Genomic DNA, 19,505 nt, shown 5'->3' with positions numbered 1-19,505 from the left:
GCACCTCATCACAGTACAGCTTGAGCCTTTTGCCCCGGCAGCCTATGTCACCAGTACTGGCGCAAGCAAAGGACGATCATGCCAACCGCACATCTGGACGATCGGGGGATCATCAAGGTCTCGGGCGAGGATGCCGAAGCCTTCCTCCAAGGCATCATCACCTGTGACATGAAACGCCTTGCTCCCGCCCGTTTCGGAGCACTGCTGACGCCGCAGGGCAAGATCCTGTTCGACTTCATCATATTGCGCGAGAAAGATCATTTTCTGTTGGATGCGACGGCCGCCACCGTCGCGGATTTCGTCAAACGGCTATCGTTCTACAAACTACGGGCGAAAGTGACGATCGAGGATGTGTCGGCCAGGCACGGGGTGCTGGCCGGCTGGGACATACCGCCCGCCCCGCAGGCCTTTCCCGATCCGCGCGCGGCATCGCTCGGCTGGCGGGCCATATTGCCGATCGACGAGGCCAAAGCCGGGGCAACCACCACCTCCGACGCCTATCACACCCGCCGCATTGCGTGCGGTGTGCCGGAAAGCGGGCGCGACTTCATCGCTGCCGAGACCTTTCCCCATGAGGCGGACATGGATCAGCTTGACGGTGTCGACTTCGACAAGGGCTGTTTTATCGGCCAGGAAGTCGTGGCGCGCATGCAGCACAGGGGAACGGCCCGAACGCGCGCCGTGCCGATCATCTTCACCGAAAGCACCGTGCCGAGTGACAGCGCTGTCACGGCGGGCGGAAAACCCGCCGGCCATCTCGGCTCCACGGCGGCGGGACGCGGCATCGCAGTGCTGCGGCTCGATCGTGTTGCCGACGCTCTTGCCGAGGGCAGTCCGCTGCTTGCGGGCGGCATAGCCATTCGGCTGGAAAAACCGGATTGGGCGCGCTTCGCTTTTCCGGGAGAGGATGCATGAGCCGGGAGGCCGTTCTCCATGACGACGGCCGCTATCGCTGTCCCTGGCCAGGGCGCGATCCGCTCTACGTGGCCTATCACGACACCGAATGGGGCGTTCCGGAATACGACAGCCGGGCGCTGTTCGAGAAACTGATCCTCGACGGCTTCCAGGCAGGGCTGTCCTGGATCACCATTCTGCGCAAACGCGAGAACTTCCGGCAGGCGTTCGATCAGTTCGATCCGCAGGCCATTGCCCGTTATGACGCGGCACGGGTCGAGACCCTGATGCTGGATGCGGGCATCATCCGAAATCGGGCAAAGATCGCCGGCACCGTGAAGTCAGCTCAGATGTGGCTCGACATGGAGGAGCGCGGTGAGAGCTTCTCCGAATTGATCTGGAGTTTCGTCGGCGGACAGCCGGTGCAGAGCAACCTCCGCAGCATGGCGGATGCGCCCACGCAGAGTGACGCGTCAATGGCAATGTCCAAGGAACTGAAGCGCCGCGGCTTCACCTTTTGCGGCCCGACCATCACCTATGCCTTCATGCAGGCCACCGGGCTGGTCAATGATCACCTCGTGGACTGCTTCCGCCACGCGGAATGCGCCGCCATGGCCAAGTGATGGCGCGCAGCGCAAAGCCGCCCCGCGCCTGGCAGCGCATGCTGTCGGGCCGCCGGCTCGACCTCCTCGATCCCTCGCCGCTGGACATCGAAATCGAGGACATCGCGCATGGACTCGCGCGGGTGCCGCGCTGGAACGGGCAAACGGAGGGCGCGCATATCTTTTCGGTTGCGCAGCATTCCGTCCTCGTCGAACAGATCGCGCGGACACTTGAGCCGGACCTGAACCGCGAGGTGGCACTGGCGGTGCTGCTGCACGACGCGGCGGAATATGTCATCGGCGACATGATCAGCCCCTTCAAGGCCATCATCGGCGACAGCTACAAGGAGGTTGAAAAGCGGCTGATGGCTGCCGTGCATCTGCGGTTCGGGCTTGCCAAGCCGACCGCCGCCATCACCAAGCTGATCAAGCAAGCTGACAGTGCCTGTGCCTATATGGAGGCGACACAGCTGGCAGGTTTCAAGCATGAGGAAGCCCGCAGCTTCTTCGGCCGCCCGCAGGGCATACCGGCTGGTCTCGAGCTCAAGCCCTGGCCCGCCGATGAGGCGAAAGCACGTTTCCTGCAGCGCTTTCGGGACCTGACGAACGACGCCGGGTGAGCAGCGGGAGCATGCCCGTAACGGTCGAGCGAATGTGCTATGTTGGCGGTGCCCCGCCAGCCTCCGAGGTGCAATGACTACGACGAACATCGAGATCAATCTGACCGCGGCGATCGTTGCTCCGGAGGCGGTGTCTCCCACCTGCCTCGTCGTCCGGGAAGGCTCCGACAAGGCGCTGACCATGCTGCCATCAGGTCCGTTCGATCCGGTCGCGCATCGCACCTTCGAGGCCGGACTGCGCACCTGGGTGGCCGAACAGGCTGGCCTTCAGCTTGGTTACGCCGAGCAGCTTTACACCTTCGGAGATCGTGGCCGTCATGCGCGCGCCAGCGATACGGCGCCTCACGTCGTCTCGGTGGGCTATCTGGCGCTGACGCAGCGCCCCGATCAAAATCCAAGCGGATCGAGCTTTCGCAATTGGTATGGGTTCTTTCCATGGGAGGACTGGCGGCAGGGCCGCCCGGAAATGCTCGATGATGTCATCCTGCCGGCACTGACCAACTGGGCCGAAGACGCACCGGAAGCGGCGACCGGGCGCGGCCTCAGCCGGATGGCGCGTTTCAAGCTGGCTTTTGGTCTGGACGGCTTTCCCTGGGATGAGGAAAAGGTGCTCGACCGCTACGAGCTGCTCTACAGCGCGGGTCTTTTGAACGAAGCCCGCAGGGATGGGCGCGAGGAAGCGCTGCGGCGGGCGGTCCTGCCTGTACTCGGCGCGTCCATGCAATTCGATCACCGCCGCATCCTGGCGACCGCTATGGGCAGGCTGCGGTCCAAGCTCAAGTATAGGCCCGTCATCTTCGAGTTGATGTCGGAAGCCTTCACGCTCACCGACCTTCAGCGCATGGTGGAGGGCATCGCCGGCCGCCACCTCCATAAACAAAACTTCCGCCGACTTGTGGAAGCAACCCAGCTGGTCGAGCCGACCGGCGAACGGGCAGCAGCGACGGGCGGCCGCCCGGCACAGCTCTATCGCTTCCGCCGGGCCGTTCTGGCCGAGCGCCCCGCGCCGGGGTTGCGTTTCGGGGCATAGCTTGCCGCCACCGTTGTTTGCCGAGCTTGCCCGTACGGGTAAGCTTCCAGCGAATCGGCGAAAGCACATGTGATGGATGATATCGGCATAGGCACTCTCATCTTGGTGGCACTCGCAACGCCGGTGCTTGCCATCGCCGGTTTCATCATCGCTCTGGTGCAGCGTTCCGAGGTGCGCCGCCTCACCGCTCAGGTCAGGGTACTTGATGCGAGGATCGCCGCGCTGAAGGCACCGCCGGCACCGGCTGTGGCCGAACCGGCACCTCCCGCGCCGGTGCAGGAAGCCAAGCCTTCCGAAAAACCGGCTCCGGATGCCACCGCCAAACCTCAACCTGTCCCGTCCGCGGCGAAAGCTAAGTCCGGGCTTGAAGAAGCGCTCGGTGCTCGTGTTGCCGTCTGGATCGGCGGTCTCGCGCTCATGCTCGGCGGCATCTTCCTTGTGCGCTATTCCATTGATCAGGGGCTTTTCGGCCCGGCCGCAAGGGTGGTGGCGGGCATGCTGTTTGCCCTCCTTCTGCTGGCAGCGGGGGAATGGCTGCGGCGGAACGAGCGGACCTCTCGCGTGGGCGGGATTCCCGCGGCCCATGTGCCCGGGGTCCTGACCGCCGCCGGCACCACCACGGCCTTCGCGACGGTCTACGCGGCCTATGCGCTCTATGGCTTCCTGCCGCCTGCACTCGCCTTTATCGTGCTTGCTCTCGTCGCGACGGGGACCATGCTCGCGGCAGCCTTGCACGGCCCTATGCTGGCGGGGCTGGGCCTGATTGCTGCCACGGCCCTCCCGGCGCTCGTCTCCACGGATGAGCCCAGCGCCTGGGGGCTCTTCACGCACCTTGTTTTCGTCAGCGCCTCGGCCTTCGGCGTCGCAAGGATCCGCAGCTGGCAGTGGCTCATGGTGGCGGCAAGCTCCGCCTCCTTTGCCTGGGCGGCAGTCTACGTCGCCGCCGCAGGCGATGCGGGTTCGGCACCGGCACTGGCCGCCTTCACCGCCGCCTTTCTGGCTCTCGTGGGGCTCTATCATGCGACGGCACCCCTGCGCGATGAGGATGCCGCCCGCATCGACTGGGCCTCCAACGCCGTGGCGGCTGCCTTCGGCCTCCTTGCCATAGCTGTCGCGGTGATCGAAGACCATCGGACCGCCTCGCTCGTTCTCATGGTGTTGCTGATCGCAGGTGAGTTGGCGCTGGCGATATGGCGGCGCCGATTGGCGCTGCTCCTTCCGGCAGCCGCCATCACGGGCGCGCTTGCCATCTTCACGTTCAATCTTGCTTCCTGGCTTCTGACCGACCCGACCACGGCCTTTCCTTTCCCGGGCGAGGCTGCGGCACTGCCGAGCCGCATCGGCTCGCTCCTTTCCCTATCGGCCATTCTTGGCGGCATGATCGGGGGCGTCGGCCTGGCGCTCGCCTGGCGGCAACCTGAACAGCCGCTCTGGATCACCGGCGCCCGGGCGGGGGGTGCCGTTGCCGCACCGCTGGCCGTGCTGGCGGTGACCTACTGGAAGGTCGCCGCGTTCACGCCGGACCTGCGCTTCGCCGCAGTCGCCATCGCTGTTGCCGGTGGCTTTGCCTTTCTCACGGAGCGTTTTGCACGACGCGAGGCGGCATATGCCATGCTGGCTGCCGCAACGGCGGCGACGGCCACGGGCACTGTTGCCGCGATCGGGCTTGCCCTTGCGACCAGCCTGCGGGAGGGCTTCCTTACCGTCAGTCTCGCGGTGCTCGCAGCCGGAATCGCCTGGGTCCACGGCTCCCGACGGATCGCTGCCCTGCCTATCCTCGCCATGACGGTGGGGGTGGTGGTGCTGCTGCGCACCGGACTGGATCCGCTGATGGTCAGCCAGGGGATCGGCACCACTCCCATCTTCAACGGTCTTCTGTGGGCCTATGGCCTTCCTGCTGCAGCCTTCGCTACCACCGCCTGGCTTTTCGGACGTCAGGGCCAGAGCCGGGCCACAGGGCTGTTCGAGGGTCTGGCCCTGCTTTACGCGTCGCTGCTCTTTGCCTTCCAGATCCGTCATTTCTCCACCGGCGGTGACCTGCGCTCGGCCTCGGCCTCGCTCGGTGAAGTGGGGCTTCAGGTCATGACGGGTTGCCTGATCGCAGTGGCCGCCCAGCGCCTGTCGCTGAGCCGTCCGGGCTCCGTGCTGCGCGTCGGCTCCATGGCGCTCGGCGCATTATCCATGGCCGGCGGCCTCTTCGGCCTCCTTCTCGCGGTCAATCCGATGTTCACGCGGGACAGTATCGGGAACGGCCTTATCTTCAATGAGCTTATCCCGGGCTATCTGTTACCGGCGCTCGCCGCAGGAGCGCTCAGCCTTCACAGCCACGGCCGCAGACCGAAGTGGTATGTGCTCGCCGCCGGCGTGCTGGCCGGTCTTCTCGTGTTCGCCCTCATCTCGCTGGAGGTGCGCGCGGCCTACCACCGGCCGATCCTCTCCGTCGGCACGATGTCCGCCGGTGAGTCTTATGCCTATTCCGTCGTATGGCTCGTCTATGGCGTGCTCATCCTGATCGCCGGTGCCCTGACCGGCCTCCGCGAACTCCGCTTGGGTTCGGCAGCTGTCATCACGCTGACTGTCCTCAAGGTCTTCCTCTTCGACATGAACGGACTTGAGGGCGTGTTGCGGGCTCTCTCCTTCATGGGTCTTGGGCTGGCGCTGGTCGGCATAGGGCTCCTCTATCAACGCCTGCTCTTCCCGCCACGCGCCCCCGTGCCCGAATAATCGTCTATTGTAAACAGTGTTGGACGGCAGTAAGACCACCCGAAACAGCTGCCACAGGGAGAAGCTTCATGCGTATCGCGGTGCTCGACGACTATCAAGGCCTCACCCACAGCATTGTCGATTGGTCGAGGGTGCCGGATGTCACGATCGTTCCGTTCACCGACCATGTGCATGACGAGGATCAGCTGGTCGCGCGCCTGCAGGATTTTGACGGCGTCATGCGCATCCGCGAGCGAACGGAATTTCCGCGCCGGGTTCTGGAGCGTCTCCCGAAACTGAAGCTGCTGCTGGCCACCGGCATGCGCAACAAGCTCTCCATCGATCTTGATGCCGCCAAGGAGCTGGGCATCACGGTCACCACAACGGAGGCGATCCATTCCACCACCGTCGAAGTGACCTGGGCATTGATCCTCTCGCTCATGCGCCACCTGCCGCAGGAAACCGCCTCGCTCCGCGCCGGCGGTTGGCAGATCGGCCTTGGCCGCAGCTGCGTTGGCAAGACGCTGGCGGTTCTGGGCCTCGGCAACATGGGAACCCCCGTTGCCCAGATCGGCAAGCTCTTGGGCATGGAGGTCATTGCCTGGAGCCCGAACCTGACGCCGGAGCGGACGGCACCTTACGGTATCGAATGTGTTTCGAAGGCCGATCTCTTCTCACGCGCCGACGTACTGACGATCCACATTCCGCTGGCGGACGCCACGCGCAACATCGTCTCCGCCGAAGACATCGGGCGCATGAAGGAGACAGCCTATCTCATCAACACCTCCCGTCCTGCGCTCGTTGACCAGACCGCTCTGGTGACCGCTCTGAAGGAACGCAAGATCGGTGGCGCCGGCCTCGACGTCTTCCCGGTGGAGCCGCTGCCCAAGGATGATCCCTTCCGCCACCTGCCAAACGTGGTTGCGACCCCTCACATCGGCTTCGTGGTGGAACAGAACTACAAGCTCTTCTACGAACAGTCGTTGGAGAACCTGGAGGCCTTCCTGAAGGGCAAGCCGATCCGGCTTATCGGCGGTGCCGACGCACCGCCGAACCTATGAAGGCGTAGGCTGGTTCTCCTGCCCGCACGACAAATGCCCCGACATCATGTATCTCGTTGCAGGTACGCAATTGTCGGGGCTTTGCCGTGCTGATGTGGGATGACTTCCGTCTGGTCAAGGCGATCGCCGATCGGCGGACATTGGCGGGAGCCGCCGATACGCTGGCGATCAACACATCCACCGTGTTCCGCAGGCTCGGCGCCCTGGAAGAGCGGCTCGGCACCAAGCTCTTCGAGAGGGGTCGTGTCGGCTATGCGCTGACGCCCTCGGGCGAGGAGATGGTGGGGCTTGCCTCGCGCATGGCTGACGATGTGGCATCCTTTGAACGCCGCATCGCCGGCCGCGACCTGAAACCGTCGGGTGAGCTCCGGATCACCACCAACGACAGCTTCATCATCCATATGCTGACGCCGATCTTCGCGCGCTTCAGGGAAGCCTTTCCCGATATCCGGCTTGAGATCATCGTCGGCAACCAGAGCCTTAACCTGTCGCGGCGCGATGCCGATATCGCGATCCGGGCGACCGCCCATCCCACGGAAACGCTCGTCGGCCGCCGTATCGCCAGCGTCGCCTGGACCATCTATGGCCGAAAAGGTGATGAACACCCGAGGGAGCGGGATGAATTTCGCGGCCTTCCCTGGGTCGGCTTCAGCGACAGCCTGCCGGTGAGCGCCAACGGTGCGCTTGCCGACCTGACCGGCCAGGAAGCCGTTTATCGCCTGAACACGGTGCTGGGGCTCAGCCATGCGATTGCGGCCGGTATGGGGATTGGCTCCCTTCCCTGCTTCATTGGCGATGCCGAACCGACGCTCGAGCGTCTCGCAGAACCTCAGGACGATAGCAGCGGCGCCGGACTGTGGCTTCTCACCCACGCGGATCTGAAAGCCAGCGCACGAGTGCGCGCCTTCCTGGACTTCGCAGGCGCGGAACTGATGGCATTGAAACCCCTGATCGAAGGTCGCCGCGCTCAGGCGGATTAGTGTCAGCCTTCGTCCGTGCCCCAGCGCAGCTCACGATAGAAGATGTGCTTGCCGATCTTCTCCAGCTTGTCCATGTCCCAGGTCCAATGCGGACGGACATAGGTCGCGTGATAATGCGTGGCGGAGCCGATCTCCGGCAGGAAATAATCGGTGCCGACGACCTCTTCGGAAATCTCTTCCGCTCTGGCCCACGCAACACGGTTCGTCACCCGATCGCGAATGCCATCGCAGGCAAAGGAGAACTGGCAGCGGTTGCGCAGATGCTTGTTCTCATAGACGACGCCGCAGACAGTGTCCGGATAATAGCCGGAACGGACGCGGTTCATCACCACCTGCGCCACCGCATACTGGCCCTTCTCCGGCTCCCCACGGGCTTCGAAGTAGATGGCCTCGGCCATGCACTTGCGCTCACGTGCCATCTCTTTCTCGGAGGCCACGGGGCGTGGCTTGATCGAGGTCGTGACCTCGCCTGAGGGATGCTGTTCGCGAACCGCCAGGCTGATGCCTCCGATGGGCGCCTCTCGGGCGTTGAGCGCTAATTCTTCCGCCAAAGCCGCCTTCGCGACGTCCAGGGGCGAGGCCGTGCCCGCCGGTTCAACCAGATCAAGAGCCGAGAGATCGGGTGTCGAGCCATCCTTCGATGGTTTGATGTTCAGCTTGGCCAGTACGGCCGCGGTCGCCGGCTTTTCCGTCCGCGGCAGGCTCAAACGATCCGCTTTGGAGATGTCGTTGGACGCCTGACGTGGCCGATAGGTGATTTCACTGCCGACGGTGAAGCCGCGCGCGGTGGCAAGCCCTGGTGCCATTCCTCCCGGTGCGCCCGACCACCCCATATCGAAGGAATCGAGCATGCCAGGAACGGCAAGGTCCGGCTGCACGGCCAGAAGATGCAGGCGCCAACGCGGGGTGCTGCCGGCTTCGATCTGGGCGAGCGCTCCTGCATCCTGCAAGGCGATAACGGAGGAAGAGGTGAAAAGACCGGCGCCGGCCAAAAGAGCGGCGATCGACCACTGCCAAACGAGACGTCGTTTACGCATGACGCAACTCCACTGGACGCTACCGACAGGACCGTGACCGTCCTGCAACAGCATCCAAGGATGCGATCTTAACCTTTATGGAGGTTTAACTGGTATGGTTAACGAATTCCTTTAACATCAGTCTTCGTAACGACAAACAAAAACGCGCGCCGAAGCGCGCGTTGTCATCCGGCATTGGAACGAGATTTCATGCGGCGGTGCTCATGGTCGACGCCACCGATGCGGAACTCAGCGCCGTCGAGGTCTTCTCACCCATCGCCTGGTAAACGCGGGAGACGAGCGCCGACTTCATGTCGCTGAGGAAGCTTCCCGTGTTCGCCGCCTCGCCATCGGTTTGATTCACGGCGCCCAACAGACGCTCTGTCATGGAGACCATGCCGTCCTTGTTGGTATCGAGCGCATCATAGCTGCCGCTTTTCTTGTCCTCGGACTTCGACGCGCGCGCCCCTTCCTCCTGCGCGGAGAGCATAGCGGAGCGAACGCCATCGGCCAGTTTGTCGAGATAGGAGGTCAGTTCCTCCTTGTTCAGCGATCCATCGCGATCGGCATCGATGTCGCCGAAGAGCTTGGCGATGCTGTTGTCGCTCATGCTCATTCCCGGCACGCCTTGCAGGCCTGCGGCAAATTCTGCCGAAGACAGGCTACCGTTCTGATCCCCGTCGGCCTTGCCGACAATGCGGTCCGCGATGTCAGCGGGTGACGACATCCGCTTCAGAAGACTGCTGTAATCTGAGGATCCGATCGAGGTCATCGCGGCACGCTCCATTGAATGATCAGCGCTGCGGCAATCCTCCGCTTTGGCGGAGCGCCGCAATTTATCTGTCAATGAGAAGCAAAAGGCGGGCCAAGATGTCTCTTCTGAAAAGAAGGTGCCGGGCTTGCCGCCCGGCACCTTTCCGCCCCTCAGGCCTGTCCGGCGGGCTTTGCCTTGAGAGCTGCCTGCGCGGCGGCGAGGCGGGCGATCGGCACGCGGAACGGCGAGCAGGACACGTAATCGAGCCCCACTTCCTCACAGAAGGCGACCGAGTCGGGATCACCACCGTGCTCACCGCAGATTCCGAGCTTGATGGACTGCCGTGTTGTTCGCCCCCGCTCGACGGCGATGCTCACCAGTTCGCCCACACCGTCGCGGTCGAGGCTGGCGAAGGGATCCGCCGGAAGAATGCCTTTGGCCACATAGGTGCCGAGGAAGCTGGCTGCATCGTCGCGGCTGATTCCGAGTGTCGTCTGCGTCAGATCGTTGGTGCCAAAGGAGAAGAACTCGGCCGTCTCAGCAATCTCAGCGGCCCGCAGAGCCGCGCGTGGCAGTTCGATCATGGTGCCGACCACATAGGTGATGGGAACGCCGCCTTCCGCGATCACCGCTTCCGCCATGGCGTCGATGCGCGCTTTGACGATGTCCAACTCGGCCTTGGTGGCGACCAGCGGCACCATGATCTCCGGCGTCACCGGTGAGCCCGTCTTCTTGCCGGCCTCCGCCGCCGCTTCGAAAATGGCGCGAGCCTGCATCTCCGCGATCTCGGGATAGGCGATGGCAAGGCGGCAGCCTCGGAAGCCGAGCATGGGATTGAACTCATGAAGTTCCGATGCGCGCTGGCGCAGCTTTTCCACAGAGGCACCCATGGAGGCGGCGACTTCGGATATTTCAGCATCGGTTTTCGGCAGGAACTCATGCAACGGCGGATCGAGCAGGCGGATCGTCACCGGCAGCCCGCCCATGATCTCGAAGAGCTCGACGAAATCCTGACGCTGCATGGGAAGGAGCTTGGCAAGCGCCGCGCGGCGTCCGGCCTCGTCATCGGCCAGGATCATTTCCCGCACCGCCAAGATCCGGCCTGCATCAAAGAACATATGCTCGGTGCGGCAGAGGCCGATGCCCTCAGCGCCATAGCGCCGCGCCGTCCGGGCATCCGCAGGTGTTTCCGCGTTGGTGCGCACCTTCATGCGACGCACCTTGTCGGCCCATCCCATCAGCGTGCCGAACTCACCGGCGAGCTCCGGCTCGATCATCTTGACCTCGCCTTTCAACACCTGCCCGGCGGAGCCGTCGATGGTGATGATATCGCCCGTGGTGAAGCTTTCGCTGCCAACGGTCAAAGTACGTGCCTTTTCATCGACGCGGATACCGCCCGCGCCGGACACGCAAGGCTTGCCCATGCCGCGCGCCACCACAGCGGCATGGCTGGTCATGCCGCCACGGGTGGTCAGAATGCCCTGCGCAGCATGCATGCCGTGAATGTCCTCGGGGCTGGTTTCAACGCGCACCAGAATGACCTTATGGCCCTCGCCCGAGCGCTTTTCGGCCTCCTCGGAAGAGAACACGATCTCGCCCACGGCGGCACCTGGAGAAGCCGGAAGACCGGTGGCGATGACGTCCCGCGCGACTTTCGGATCGATGGTGGGATGAAGAAGTTGGTCGAGGGCTGCTGGCTCGACGCGACCGACTGCCTCTTCCTCCGTGATCAGCCCCTCGCCGGCCAGTTCCACCGCGATCCGAAGCGCGGCCTTGGCCGTGCGCTTTCCGGAACGCGTCTGCAGCATCCACAACTTGCCGCGTTCGACCGTGAATTCGAGGTCCTGCATGTCCCGATAGTGGCTCTCCAGACGGTTCGCGGTCTGGACGAGTTCGGCAAAGACCTCCGGCATCACCGTTTCCAGGGACGGCTTTGATGATCCTGCATTCTTGCGGGCGGCTTCGGTGATGTCCTGTGGGGTGCGGATGCCGGCGACCACATCCTCACCCTGCGCGTTGACCAGGAACTCGCCATAGAGCTCTTTCGCGCCGGTCGAGGGATTGCGGGTGAAGGCGACGCCGGTGGCGGATGTGTCGCCCAAGTTGCCGAACACCATGGCTTGGACATTGACGGCGGTGCCCCAGCTCTCCGGAATATTGTGCAGGCGGCGGTAGGTGTTGGCGCGCTGGTTCATCCAGGAGGAGAAAACCGCGCCGATGGCGCCCCAGAGCTGCTCTTTCGGATCCTGCGGAAAGGGCTTGCCCAGGGCCCTTGCGACCAGATCCTTATAGCGCTCGACGACATTTGCCAGGGCGTCTGCGTCCAGATCGGTATCCTGCAGAGCTCCCTGCTCCTCCTTCACCCGCTCGAATACTTCCTCAAAATCCTGGTGGTCGAGTTCCAGCACCACATCCGCGTACATCTGGATGAAACGACGGTAGCTGTCGAAGGCGAAGCGCCTGTTGCCGGAGGAGGATGCTACCGCTTCCACAGTGACATCGTTGAGGCCGAGGTTAAGCACCGTGTCCATCATGCCCGGCATGGATGCGCGGGCGCCGGAGCGCACGGAGACAAGCAAGGGATTTTCAGCATCACCAAAGACGCGGCCGGTCAGGGCGGCGACATGGTCCAGCGCCGCATCGACCTGGGCGGCCAGTTCGCCCGGATATTGGCGGTCGTTGGCATAATAGTGGGAGCAGACTTCGGTGGTGACGGTAAAGCCCGGCGGAACCGGCAGGCCAAGGCTCGCCATTTCAGCGAGATTGGCGCCCTTGCCGCCAAGAAGATTGCGCATATCGGCGCGGCCTTCCGCCGCTCCGTCCCCGAAGGTATAGACCCACTTGGCCATGGTCCGAATATTCCTTTTCAGGTGAAGCTTTTGCCCCTTTGCGTCGTCTCATGGCGACGGCGCGAATGCAAGACAGGCGTCTTGCTCACATAAAAAAGGCTGGCCCGGAACACCGAGCCAGCCTCTTTTTGAAACCCCTCGCTTACTGTGCGGGGGCAGGAGCCGGAGCACCGCCAGCGGGCGGGCTGCTCGGCTCGGTTGGAGCCGTAGGTGCGGCGGACGGCGCCGTGGAAGGCGCAGTCGAGGGTGCCGGCTCCGTTACGGCTGGAGCGTCAGTGCCAGCGCGGCCTTCCTCGGCCGTATCAGGGCCAGAAAAGGCAAAGGCCAACACGGCGACGGCGACGACAAGGGCGCCGAGTATGAGATACATCGAAGAGAAGCCGGAACTGCGCTCCACAGGCGGCGTCGTCCTCTGATTGTAGGGGTCCGTCGTCGGACCGGGGCGGTTCAGATCGTCCATTGCTTCCTCCTTGGGTCGAGCATTTGCATCACCAACGCGTGAACGATGATTTGGTTTCACTCACGATCCCGGCGTGGAAATTGCCGGATTGACTTTGATCTCAACGCCTTGCTGTTTCGGGCTGTTCTCATAGAACAGATAGGCAAGCACACCGACCGCCACGAGAAGGCCGCCAATGATGAAGTACGCGAAGTTCCCCTGAGAGGGCATATCAGATCCTCCAGGTCAGGCCGTGAGGCCGATGATGCCGATGACAATGAGGTAAAAGGCGACGATGTAATTCAGCAGGCGCGGCATGATCAGGATCAAGATTCCGGCGATCAAGGCTACGATCGGCTGAATGGCGATAATGTCGAGTGTCACGAGATAGGGTCTCCGGTATCCGCTCGATATGAAGCGATTGGCCGAAGAACGCACTCAGCCCCGTGAGGTTCCACAGGACTGAAACGTTAATAATTTGATATGCCGCGTTAACCTTCGATGCGGGAGAAATCGGCGATGCGCCGGGTGGCCGCACGCAGGCTGGCGAGCAGTCGCAGTCGGTTCAGCCGGAGCTTCACATCGTCGGCGTTCACCGTGACCGTGTCGAAGAAATCGTCGACCGGGACCCGAAGCCGCGAAAGCGCTTTCATGGCCGCGGTGAAATCTTCCTTCTCGACCGCCACCGCCACATCCGCGGAAACCTTTTCAATTGCGGCGTGGAGGCCCTTCTCCGCTTCTTCGGTCAGGAAGTTGGGGTTGACGGATTTGTCGAAAGTACCCTCGCCGTCCTTCTTCTCCTCGGCTTTGAGGATGTTGGCGGCGCGGCGATAACCCGCGAGCAGATTGCGGCCGTCGTCGGTGTCGAGGAACTTGCCCAGGGCGTCGATACGGCGTGCGATCAGCACCAGATCGTCCTGATTGCCCAGGCCGAACACCGCATCCACAAGATCATGGCGGGCGCCCTGCTCACGCAGCTGCACCTTCAGGCGATCGGCGAAGAAGGCGATGAGATCGGCAAGCTTGTCGGCCGCGCCGTCAGCGCCTCCGAAGACCGGCGTCAGTTGCCGGGCGAGCGGCACGCGCAGATTGTTCTCCAGAACGATGCGGATGACCCCCAGTGCGGCGCGCCGCAGAGCGTAGGGATCCTTTGAACCGGTCGGCTTCTCGTCAATGGTCCAGAAGCCGACGAGGGTGTCGATCTTATCGGCGAGCGCCACGGCAATGGACACCGGCTCACGGGGTACGCGGTCTCCCGGACCCTGGGGTTTGTAGTGATCTTCCGATGCCTTGGCGACCGCCATGGGATAGCGTTCCAGCGAGAGAAGATAGCGGCCGACGAGACCCTGCAGCTCCGGAAACTCGCCCACGGTCTCGGTGACGAGATCGGCCTTGGCAAGCTTGGCCGCGGTTTCCGCCTCGGCCGGATCGGCGCCCACCAGCGGCGCAAGCTCACGCGCCAACCGGGCGATGCGCTCCACGCGCTGGCCCTGAGTACCTAGCTTTTCGTGGAAGGTGATGCTGTCGAGCTTCTTCGCCCGCTCCTCCAGCTTCACCTTCCGGTCGGTGGCCCAGAAGAAGCGGGCGTCCGACAGGCGGGCACGCACGACCCGCTGGTTTCCCGCGACGATGGCAGCGCCGCCGTCCTTTGCCTCGATGTTGGAGACGAGCAGGAAACGGTTCGCCAGTTCGCCGGTCTTGGGATCACGCAGCACGAAGCACTTCTGGTTGACGCGGATGGTGGTACGGATCACTTCGTCGGGGACCTTCAGAAAGTCCTCATCAAAAGACCCCATCAGCACCACTGGCCATTCCACCAGGCCCGCCACCTCGTCGAGCAGAGCGGCATCCTCCACCAGTTCCAGCCCCGCGGCGAAGGCAAGCGCCTTGGCGTCGGTCAGGATCATATCCTTCCGCCGCTCGGGATCGAGGACGACCTTGGATATGTCCAGCTTGGCCACATAGTCCTCGAAGCGCCGCACCTGGATCGCGCCCGGTGCAAGGAACCGGTGTCCATAGGTCGTGTCACCGGAGGCGATGCCGTCGATCTCGAACCGGACGATCTCCGGATCCTCATGAAGGGAGCCGAACAGACAGAGGATCGATTGCAACGGCCGCACCCAGCGCAGCTCGCTGGTGCCTGAGCGCATGGACTTCGGCCAGGGGAACGCGCGGATGATGCCGGGCATCATGTCCGCCACCACCTCCTGCGTCGTGCGGCCCGGCTTTTCGGTGACGGCGATGTAGAAATCACCCTTCGGGTCCTGCTGTATCCTCGCTTCCTCCATGGAGGAGAGGCCGGCGGCTTTCAGAAAACCCGCAAGCGCCTGCTCCGGCGCGCCGACACGAGGGCCCTTGCGCTCCTCCCGCCGGTCCGGCTGGCGGGCAGGAAGGCCGTGCACCGTCAGCGCCAGGCGGCGCGGCGTTGCGAAGGCCTTGGCGCCCTCATAGGGAAGCCCCGCGTCAACCAGGGCATTGGTGACCAGGCGCTGCAGATCGTCCGCCGCCTTCGCCTGCATGCGGGCAGGAATTTCCTCGGAGAAGAGTTCGATCAGAAGATCAGGCATCAGGCGGCTCCTCCGCCGGCTGTCTTGAGCCAGGCGGCGCCGCAGGCCTTGGCAAGTTCACGCACCCGCAGAATGTAGCTCTGCCGCTCCGTCACGGAGATCACGCCCCGGGCGTCGAGCAGGTTGAAGACATGGCTGGCCTTGATGCACTGGTCATAGGCCGGCATCACCATGAGGTGCCGCTCGCCCGCCTCGCCCTTCTCCAGGAGCGACGTGCATTCGGCTTCGGCATCCCTGAAGTGCTGCAGCAGCATGGCCGTATCGGCATGCTCGAAGTTGTGCCGGGAGTATTCCTCTTCCGCCTGCTTGAAGACGTCGCCATAGGTGACCTTCTCGTCACCGTCGCGGCCGTTGAAATTGAGGTCGAAGCCGTTGTCGGTGCCCTGCAGATACATGGCCAGACGCTCGAGGCCGTAAGTGAGCTCACCGGAGACAGGGCTGCATTCGATGCCAGCCACCTGCTGGAAGTAGGTGAACTGGGAGACCTCCATGCCGTCGCACCAGCATTCCCAGCCAAGGCCCCAGGCGCCCAGCGTCGGGCTTTCCCAGTCATCTTCCACAAAGCGGATGTCATGCAGCAGCGGGTCGATGCCGATCGCCTTCAGCGAGGCGAGATAGAGCTCCTGCAGGTTGGACGGGTTCGGCTTCAGGATGACCTGGAACTGGTAGTAGTGCTGAAAGCGGTTTGGATTTTCGCCGTAGCGACCATCCTTCGGCCGTCGGGACGGCTGCACATAGGCCGCCTTCCAGGGCTTCGGGCCGAGGGCGCGTAAGGTCGTGCCGGGGTGGAAGGTGCCGGCACCCACTTCCATGTCATAGGGCTGCAGCAGCACGCAGCCCTGCTCCGCCCAGAAGCGTTGCAATGTCAGGATCAGGCCCTGGAACGAGCGTGTCGGGCTCAGCGGATCGGCGGGAGCGGGCATTCAAACATCCGGGAAAATCAAGCGCGCGCGAACCTATCGGCGCGCCTGACAAGGGTCAAGGCGGCGGATAGAAACGCCGGTGCTGTTCCCGAATTTTATGCGTTCCTCTCCGGATCGGGCCGCCACTGGCCACTTTGCGGGTCGCGGCGCAGCATGGGCGCGTTCTTGTCCGGCAGGGTACCGTTCGCCTCGTCGCGATCATCGAGCTTGCGGGTGATGCGGTTCATCTCCCGCCGGCCAAAGGTGAGGATGGCGAGACCTAGAGCTGCGAGACCGACGGCAGGAAGAAGCGGCAACATACTTCACACTCCCCGTGACGTTCAGAGACCAAACCGGGACCACAGCGCCCGCGCCTCAAGCGAGGTCAGGACTTCGTCGGCCAATCCCGCTCCGAGCCCTCCGTCCCGCGGCGTCATCCGCCGCAACATGAGGCCGCGTGAGGCGCCGATGAGTTTCAGCACCACATCGTCGCCATAGCGTTCCCGCATGACGGTGCGCAGCTCACCCAACCGATCGACGATGCCGAGATCGAGCCCCTGCCGCCCGGTCCAGAAGGCACCGGAAAAGAGCAGGCCATCGACGCCGTCCAGAGCTCCAGACCGGCGCTCCTTGACGAGGGCGATGAAGTCCTCGTGCACGTCCTTCTGGATCGTCTTCAGGCGCTCGACATCCTCCGCCTTCTCGGGCTGGAACGGATCGAGGATCACCTTGCTCTGGCCGGAAGTGTGGACCCGCCGCTCAACGCCCAGCTTGTCGATCAGACCGGTGAAGCCGAAGCCTGCCGACACAACGCCGATCGAGCCGACGATGGAGGATGGATCAGCGATGATCTCGTCGCCCGCGCAGGCGATCATATAGCCGCCGGATGCAGCCACATCTTCCACGAAGACGGTGACCTTGCGCCCGTGCTGCTGGGCGAGCGAGCGGATGCGGCGGTGGATCAGGTGCGACTGCACCGGCGCGCCACCCGGAGAATTGACGATGATGGCGACTTCTTTCGCGCGCTTGATGGCGAAGGCCTTCTCCAGCAGCGGCGCGGCCGAGGCAAGCGTGAGCGCCGGCTTCAACGGCGTGCCCATGCCGATCGCGCCGGTGAGCCTCACGACCGGAACAACCGGAACGCCCGGCCGCATGTGTTTGGGGAGCACCGGCGAAAGCCAGCGCGCGAAATCGTCGCGGAGTGATGTGTCAGCCATGAGACCTAGATAAACAGCCCAACTGCGCGCTTCAATGTGGAACGATTCTCTTCTGTTCCGCGCTATCGATTGATCGACGGGGATTTTTCATGACATTCGAGCAGTGGGCCGCCTTTGCCATTCTCGCCGGCTCCCTGGTGCTCTTCGTCTGGGATCGCATCCGCTACGACATCGTGGCGCTTATTGCACTGATGGCTGTCATCGCCTGCGGCCTGGTGCCGATGGACGAGGCCTTCCTCGGCTTTGCCCATCCCGCCACCATCACGGTCGCGGCCGTGCTGATCATCAGTCGGGGCATGCAGAACGCCGGCATCGTCGACGTGGCGACCCAGGTCACAGCGCCCTTTTCCGGCAAGCCCATCCAACAGCTCCTCGTCCAGACGCTGATGGTCACCTTCCTCTCTGCGTTCATGAACAACGTCGGCGCGCTGGCACTCATGTTGCCGGTCGCCCTGCGCAACTGCTACCGCGACGGCTATCCGCCTGCCTGGTCGCTGATGCCTCTGGCCTTCGGTTCGGTGCTGGGCGGCCTGATCACGCTCATCGGCACCCCGCCGAACATCATCATTTCCGGCTTCCGCGAGCGTGCCGTTGGCGAGCCTTTCGCGATGTTCGATTTCGCTCCCGTCGGCATCCCGGTGGCGATCGCCGGCGTCATCTATCTTGCCTTCATCGGATGGCGTCTTGTCCCGAAGAACCGGCGGGGATCGTCAGAAAGCCAGAACCTCTTCGACATTGCCGATTACCTGACCGAGGTGGAGGTTCTGGAAGGATCGAATGTCATCGACATGCGGGTTCAGGAAGTCGAAGCGCTGTTTGAAAACGATGTGACGGTTGTCAGCATCCTGCGCGGCGGCGGCAGCCGTCTCGCGCCCGGGGGTTACGCCAAGGTGCAGCAGGGCGACGTCCTTGTCCTGGAGGGAGCCCCCGACAGCCTGAAGAAGATCATCGACACGAGCGGCCTCGCGCTTTCAGCGGACGTCGAGATCGACACTCAGGACCTCTCGTCGGACGAGACAGCCCTTGTGGAGGCAATCGTGGCACGGCGCTCGCGCCTGATCGGAAGCTCTGCGGGTTCCTTGCGCATGCGCACCACCTTCGGCGTCAATATGCTCGCTGTCGCACGCGAAGGCCGGCGCCTTGACGACCGGTTGCGAGACGTGCGCTTCCGTTTCGGAGACATCCTCCTGCTTCAAGGCCCGGCGCAAACCATGACCGAGACCTTGAGCGAGATGGGCTGTCTTCCGCTGAAGGAACGAAGTGTCGGTATCGGGCGCCCGCGGCGCCTGGCGCTCGCCAGCGGCATCTTCTTCATCGCCGTCGCCGCTCTTGTTGCCGATCTGGTGCCGGCTCATATCGGCTTTACGGCAGCGGCCCTCGCTCTCGTCCTCACCAATATCGTCGCTCCCGACGAAGCTTATGAAGCGATCGACTGGCCGGTGATCATCCTGCTTGGCGCCTTCGGCCCGGTCGGAACGGCCATGGAGGCGACCGGCAGCGCGGAGCTCGTCGCGGGCTGGATCACGGCAGCGACAGGCGGTCTGGCGCCGGTCTGGACCCTGACGCTCCTCATGGTGGTGACCATGTGGCTGTCCGACATCCTCAACAACAACGCCACTGCCTTCATCATGGCGCCCATCGCTCTCGGCATCGCGCAGGGTCTTGGGGTCAATCCCGATCCGTTCCTGATGGCGATCGCCATCGGCGCCTCCTGCGCCTTTCTCACCCCGATCGGGCATCAGTCGAGCACGCTCGTCTGGGAGCCGGGCGGCTATAAGTTCCTCGACTTCACCATCGTGGGGCTGCCGCTGGAGGCCATCTGTGTGGCGGTTTCCGTGCCGCTGATCCTGCTGTTCTGGCCCTTCTGAGTT

The 19,505-nt window shown here is 63.6% G+C and carries 18 protein-coding genes; 8 read left to right on the top strand and 10 right to left on the bottom strand.

The features are described from left to right. Window positions 1–78 precede the first annotated feature (78 nt). From ygfZ to IEV58_RS05670, 7 genes are all read left to right on the top strand, one after another. A complete protein-coding gene (ygfZ, locus tag IEV58_RS05700; protein WP_188408691.1) occupies window positions 79–915 on the top strand; it encodes a CAF17-like 4Fe-4S cluster assembly/insertion protein YgfZ in 837 nt (278 codons plus the stop codon). Then, complete coding sequence (locus IEV58_RS05695) at window positions 912–1,517, top strand: DNA-3-methyladenine glycosylase I (protein ID WP_188408690.1); 606 nt, start codon at window positions 912–914, stop codon at window positions 1,515–1,517. The genes ygfZ and IEV58_RS05695 overlap by 4 nt, the downstream gene beginning before the upstream one ends. Then, window positions 1,517–2,116, top strand: coding sequence for a YfbR-like 5'-deoxynucleotidase (locus tag IEV58_RS05690; protein WP_188408689.1), 600 nt, complete (start codon window positions 1,517–1,519; stop codon window positions 2,114–2,116). Before IEV58_RS05695 ends, IEV58_RS05690 begins: the two co-directional genes overlap by 1 nt. A gap of 73 nt (window positions 2,117–2,189) precedes the next feature. Continuing rightward, window positions 2,190–3,146 carry an NUDIX hydrolase gene (locus IEV58_RS05685; RefSeq protein ID WP_188408688.1) on the top strand — a complete coding sequence of 319 codons (957 nt, stop codon included), beginning with the start codon at window positions 2,190–2,192 and terminating at the stop codon, window positions 3,144–3,146. A 72-nt stretch (window positions 3,147–3,218) separates the two neighbouring features. Then, window positions 3,219–5,870 (top strand): DUF2339 domain-containing protein, encoded by a 2,652-nt coding sequence (locus tag IEV58_RS05680; RefSeq protein WP_188408687.1) that lies wholly within the window; start codon window positions 3,219–3,221, stop codon window positions 5,868–5,870. A 68-nt stretch (window positions 5,871–5,938) separates the two neighbouring features. Continuing rightward, the gene (locus IEV58_RS05675; RefSeq protein WP_188408686.1) at window positions 5,939–6,910 is read left to right on the top strand and encodes a D-2-hydroxyacid dehydrogenase family protein; all 972 of its coding nucleotides are present in this window, start codon (window positions 5,939–5,941) and stop codon (window positions 6,908–6,910) included. A 92-nt stretch (window positions 6,911–7,002) separates the two neighbouring features. Further along, window positions 7,003–7,890 carry a LysR family transcriptional regulator gene (locus IEV58_RS05670; protein WP_188409102.1) on the top strand — a complete coding sequence of 296 codons (888 nt, stop codon included), beginning with the start codon at window positions 7,003–7,005 and terminating at the stop codon, window positions 7,888–7,890. A gap of 2 nt (window positions 7,891–7,892) precedes the next feature. Here the strand turns inward: IEV58_RS05670 and IEV58_RS05665 are convergent, their stop codons facing one another. From IEV58_RS05665 to IEV58_RS05620, 10 genes are all read right to left on the bottom strand, one after another. After that, the gene (locus tag IEV58_RS05665) at window positions 7,893–8,927 is read right to left on the bottom strand and encodes a cell wall hydrolase (RefSeq protein WP_229729202.1); all 1,035 of its coding nucleotides are present in this window, start codon (window positions 8,925–8,927) and stop codon (window positions 7,893–7,895) included. 187 nt (window positions 8,928–9,114) lie between these two features. Continuing rightward, complete coding sequence (locus IEV58_RS05660) at window positions 9,115–9,819, bottom strand: EF-hand domain-containing protein (RefSeq protein ID WP_229729201.1); 705 nt, start codon at window positions 9,817–9,819, stop codon at window positions 9,115–9,117. An 11-nt stretch (window positions 9,820–9,830) separates the two neighbouring features. Then, the gene (ppdK, locus tag IEV58_RS05655) at window positions 9,831–12,509 is read right to left on the bottom strand and encodes a pyruvate, phosphate dikinase (protein WP_188408683.1); all 2,679 of its coding nucleotides are present in this window, start codon (window positions 12,507–12,509) and stop codon (window positions 9,831–9,833) included. A 142-nt stretch (window positions 12,510–12,651) separates the two neighbouring features. Next, on the bottom strand, window positions 12,652–12,969 hold the full coding sequence (locus tag IEV58_RS05650) for a hypothetical protein (RefSeq protein WP_188408682.1): 318 nt from the start codon (window positions 12,967–12,969) through the stop codon (window positions 12,652–12,654). Window positions 12,970–13,029: 60 nt separating this feature from the next. Then, the gene (locus IEV58_RS05645) at window positions 13,030–13,179 is read right to left on the bottom strand and encodes a hypothetical protein (RefSeq protein WP_188408681.1); all 150 of its coding nucleotides are present in this window, start codon (window positions 13,177–13,179) and stop codon (window positions 13,030–13,032) included. A gap of 15 nt (window positions 13,180–13,194) precedes the next feature. Then, a complete protein-coding gene (locus tag IEV58_RS05640) occupies window positions 13,195–13,332 on the bottom strand; it encodes a DUF3096 domain-containing protein (RefSeq protein ID WP_188408680.1) in 138 nt (45 codons plus the stop codon). 107 nt (window positions 13,333–13,439) lie between these two features. Next, window positions 13,440–15,515, bottom strand: a complete 2,076-nt coding sequence (gene glyS / locus IEV58_RS05635; protein WP_188408679.1) for a glycine--tRNA ligase subunit beta — start codon at window positions 15,513–15,515, stop codon at window positions 13,440–13,442. After that, entirely contained in the window at window positions 15,515–16,438 is a 924-nt protein-coding gene (locus IEV58_RS05630; RefSeq protein ID WP_188408678.1) for a glycine--tRNA ligase subunit alpha, read from the bottom strand. Before IEV58_RS05630 ends, glyS begins: the two co-directional genes overlap by 1 nt. Before the next feature lie 95 nt (window positions 16,439–16,533). Beyond that, window positions 16,534–16,737, bottom strand: a complete 204-nt coding sequence (locus IEV58_RS05625; protein ID WP_188408677.1) for a hypothetical protein — start codon at window positions 16,735–16,737, stop codon at window positions 16,534–16,536. Between the two features lie 21 nt (window positions 16,738–16,758). Further along, on the bottom strand, window positions 16,759–17,634 hold the full coding sequence (locus IEV58_RS05620) for a S49 family peptidase (RefSeq protein WP_188408676.1): 876 nt from the start codon (window positions 17,632–17,634) through the stop codon (window positions 16,759–16,761). 89 nt (window positions 17,635–17,723) lie between these two features. On the opposite strand from IEV58_RS05620, the gene IEV58_RS05615 reads away from it, so the two are divergent. After that, entirely contained in the window at window positions 17,724–19,502 is a 1,779-nt protein-coding gene (locus tag IEV58_RS05615; RefSeq protein WP_188408675.1) for an SLC13 family permease, read from the top strand. Window positions 19,503–19,505: the final 3 nt, after the last annotated feature.

Source organism: Agaricicola taiwanensis (assembly GCF_014635245.1).
Taxonomy (GTDB): domain Bacteria; phylum Pseudomonadota; class Alphaproteobacteria; order Rhizobiales; family Methylopilaceae; genus Agaricicola; species Agaricicola taiwanensis.
The sequence above is the reverse complement of the archived record's forward strand: the minus strand, read 5'-3'. Positions and strand labels throughout refer to the sequence as shown.

Bases quoted from the DNA above. Each gene is read 5' to 3' on its own strand.
- glyS (WP_188408679.1), bottom strand. From the start codon at position 15,515: ATGCCTGATCTTCTGATCGAACTCTTCTCCGAGGAAATTCCTGCCCGC.
- IEV58_RS05670 (WP_188409102.1), top strand. From the start codon at position 7,003: ATGTGGGATGACTTCCGTCTGGTCAAGGCGATCGCCGATCGGCGGACA.
- IEV58_RS05695 (WP_188408690.1), top strand. From the start codon at position 912: ATGAGCCGGGAGGCCGTTCTCCATGACGACGGCCGCTATCGCTGTCCC.
- IEV58_RS05680 (WP_188408687.1), top strand. From the start codon at position 3,219: ATGGATGATATCGGCATAGGCACTCTCATCTTGGTGGCACTCGCAACG.
- IEV58_RS05630 (WP_188408678.1), bottom strand. From the start codon at position 16,438: ATGCCCGCTCCCGCCGATCCGCTGAGCCCGACACGCTCGTTCCAGGGC.
- IEV58_RS05615 (WP_188408675.1), top strand. From the start codon at position 17,724: ATGACATTCGAGCAGTGGGCCGCCTTTGCCATTCTCGCCGGCTCCCTG.
- IEV58_RS05645 (WP_188408681.1), bottom strand. From the start codon at position 13,179: ATGCCCTCTCAGGGGAACTTCGCGTACTTCATCATTGGCGGCCTTCTC.
- IEV58_RS05690 (WP_188408689.1), top strand. From the start codon at position 1,517: ATGGCGCGCAGCGCAAAGCCGCCCCGCGCCTGGCAGCGCATGCTGTCG.
- IEV58_RS05650 (WP_188408682.1), bottom strand. From the start codon at position 12,969: ATGGACGATCTGAACCGCCCCGGTCCGACGACGGACCCCTACAATCAG.
- IEV58_RS05675 (WP_188408686.1), top strand. From the start codon at position 5,939: ATGCGTATCGCGGTGCTCGACGACTATCAAGGCCTCACCCACAGCATT.
- ygfZ (WP_188408691.1), top strand. From the start codon at position 79: ATGCCAACCGCACATCTGGACGATCGGGGGATCATCAAGGTCTCGGGC.
- ppdK (WP_188408683.1), bottom strand. From the start codon at position 12,509: ATGGCCAAGTGGGTCTATACCTTCGGGGACGGAGCGGCGGAAGGCCGC.
- IEV58_RS05665 (WP_229729202.1), bottom strand. From the start codon at position 8,927: ATGCGTAAACGACGTCTCGTTTGGCAGTGGTCGATCGCCGCTCTTTTG.
- IEV58_RS05625 (WP_188408677.1), bottom strand. From the start codon at position 16,737: ATGTTGCCGCTTCTTCCTGCCGTCGGTCTCGCAGCTCTAGGTCTCGCC.
- IEV58_RS05685 (WP_188408688.1), top strand. From the start codon at position 2,190: ATGACTACGACGAACATCGAGATCAATCTGACCGCGGCGATCGTTGCT.
- IEV58_RS05620 (WP_188408676.1), bottom strand. From the start codon at position 17,634: ATGGCTGACACATCACTCCGCGACGATTTCGCGCGCTGGCTTTCGCCG.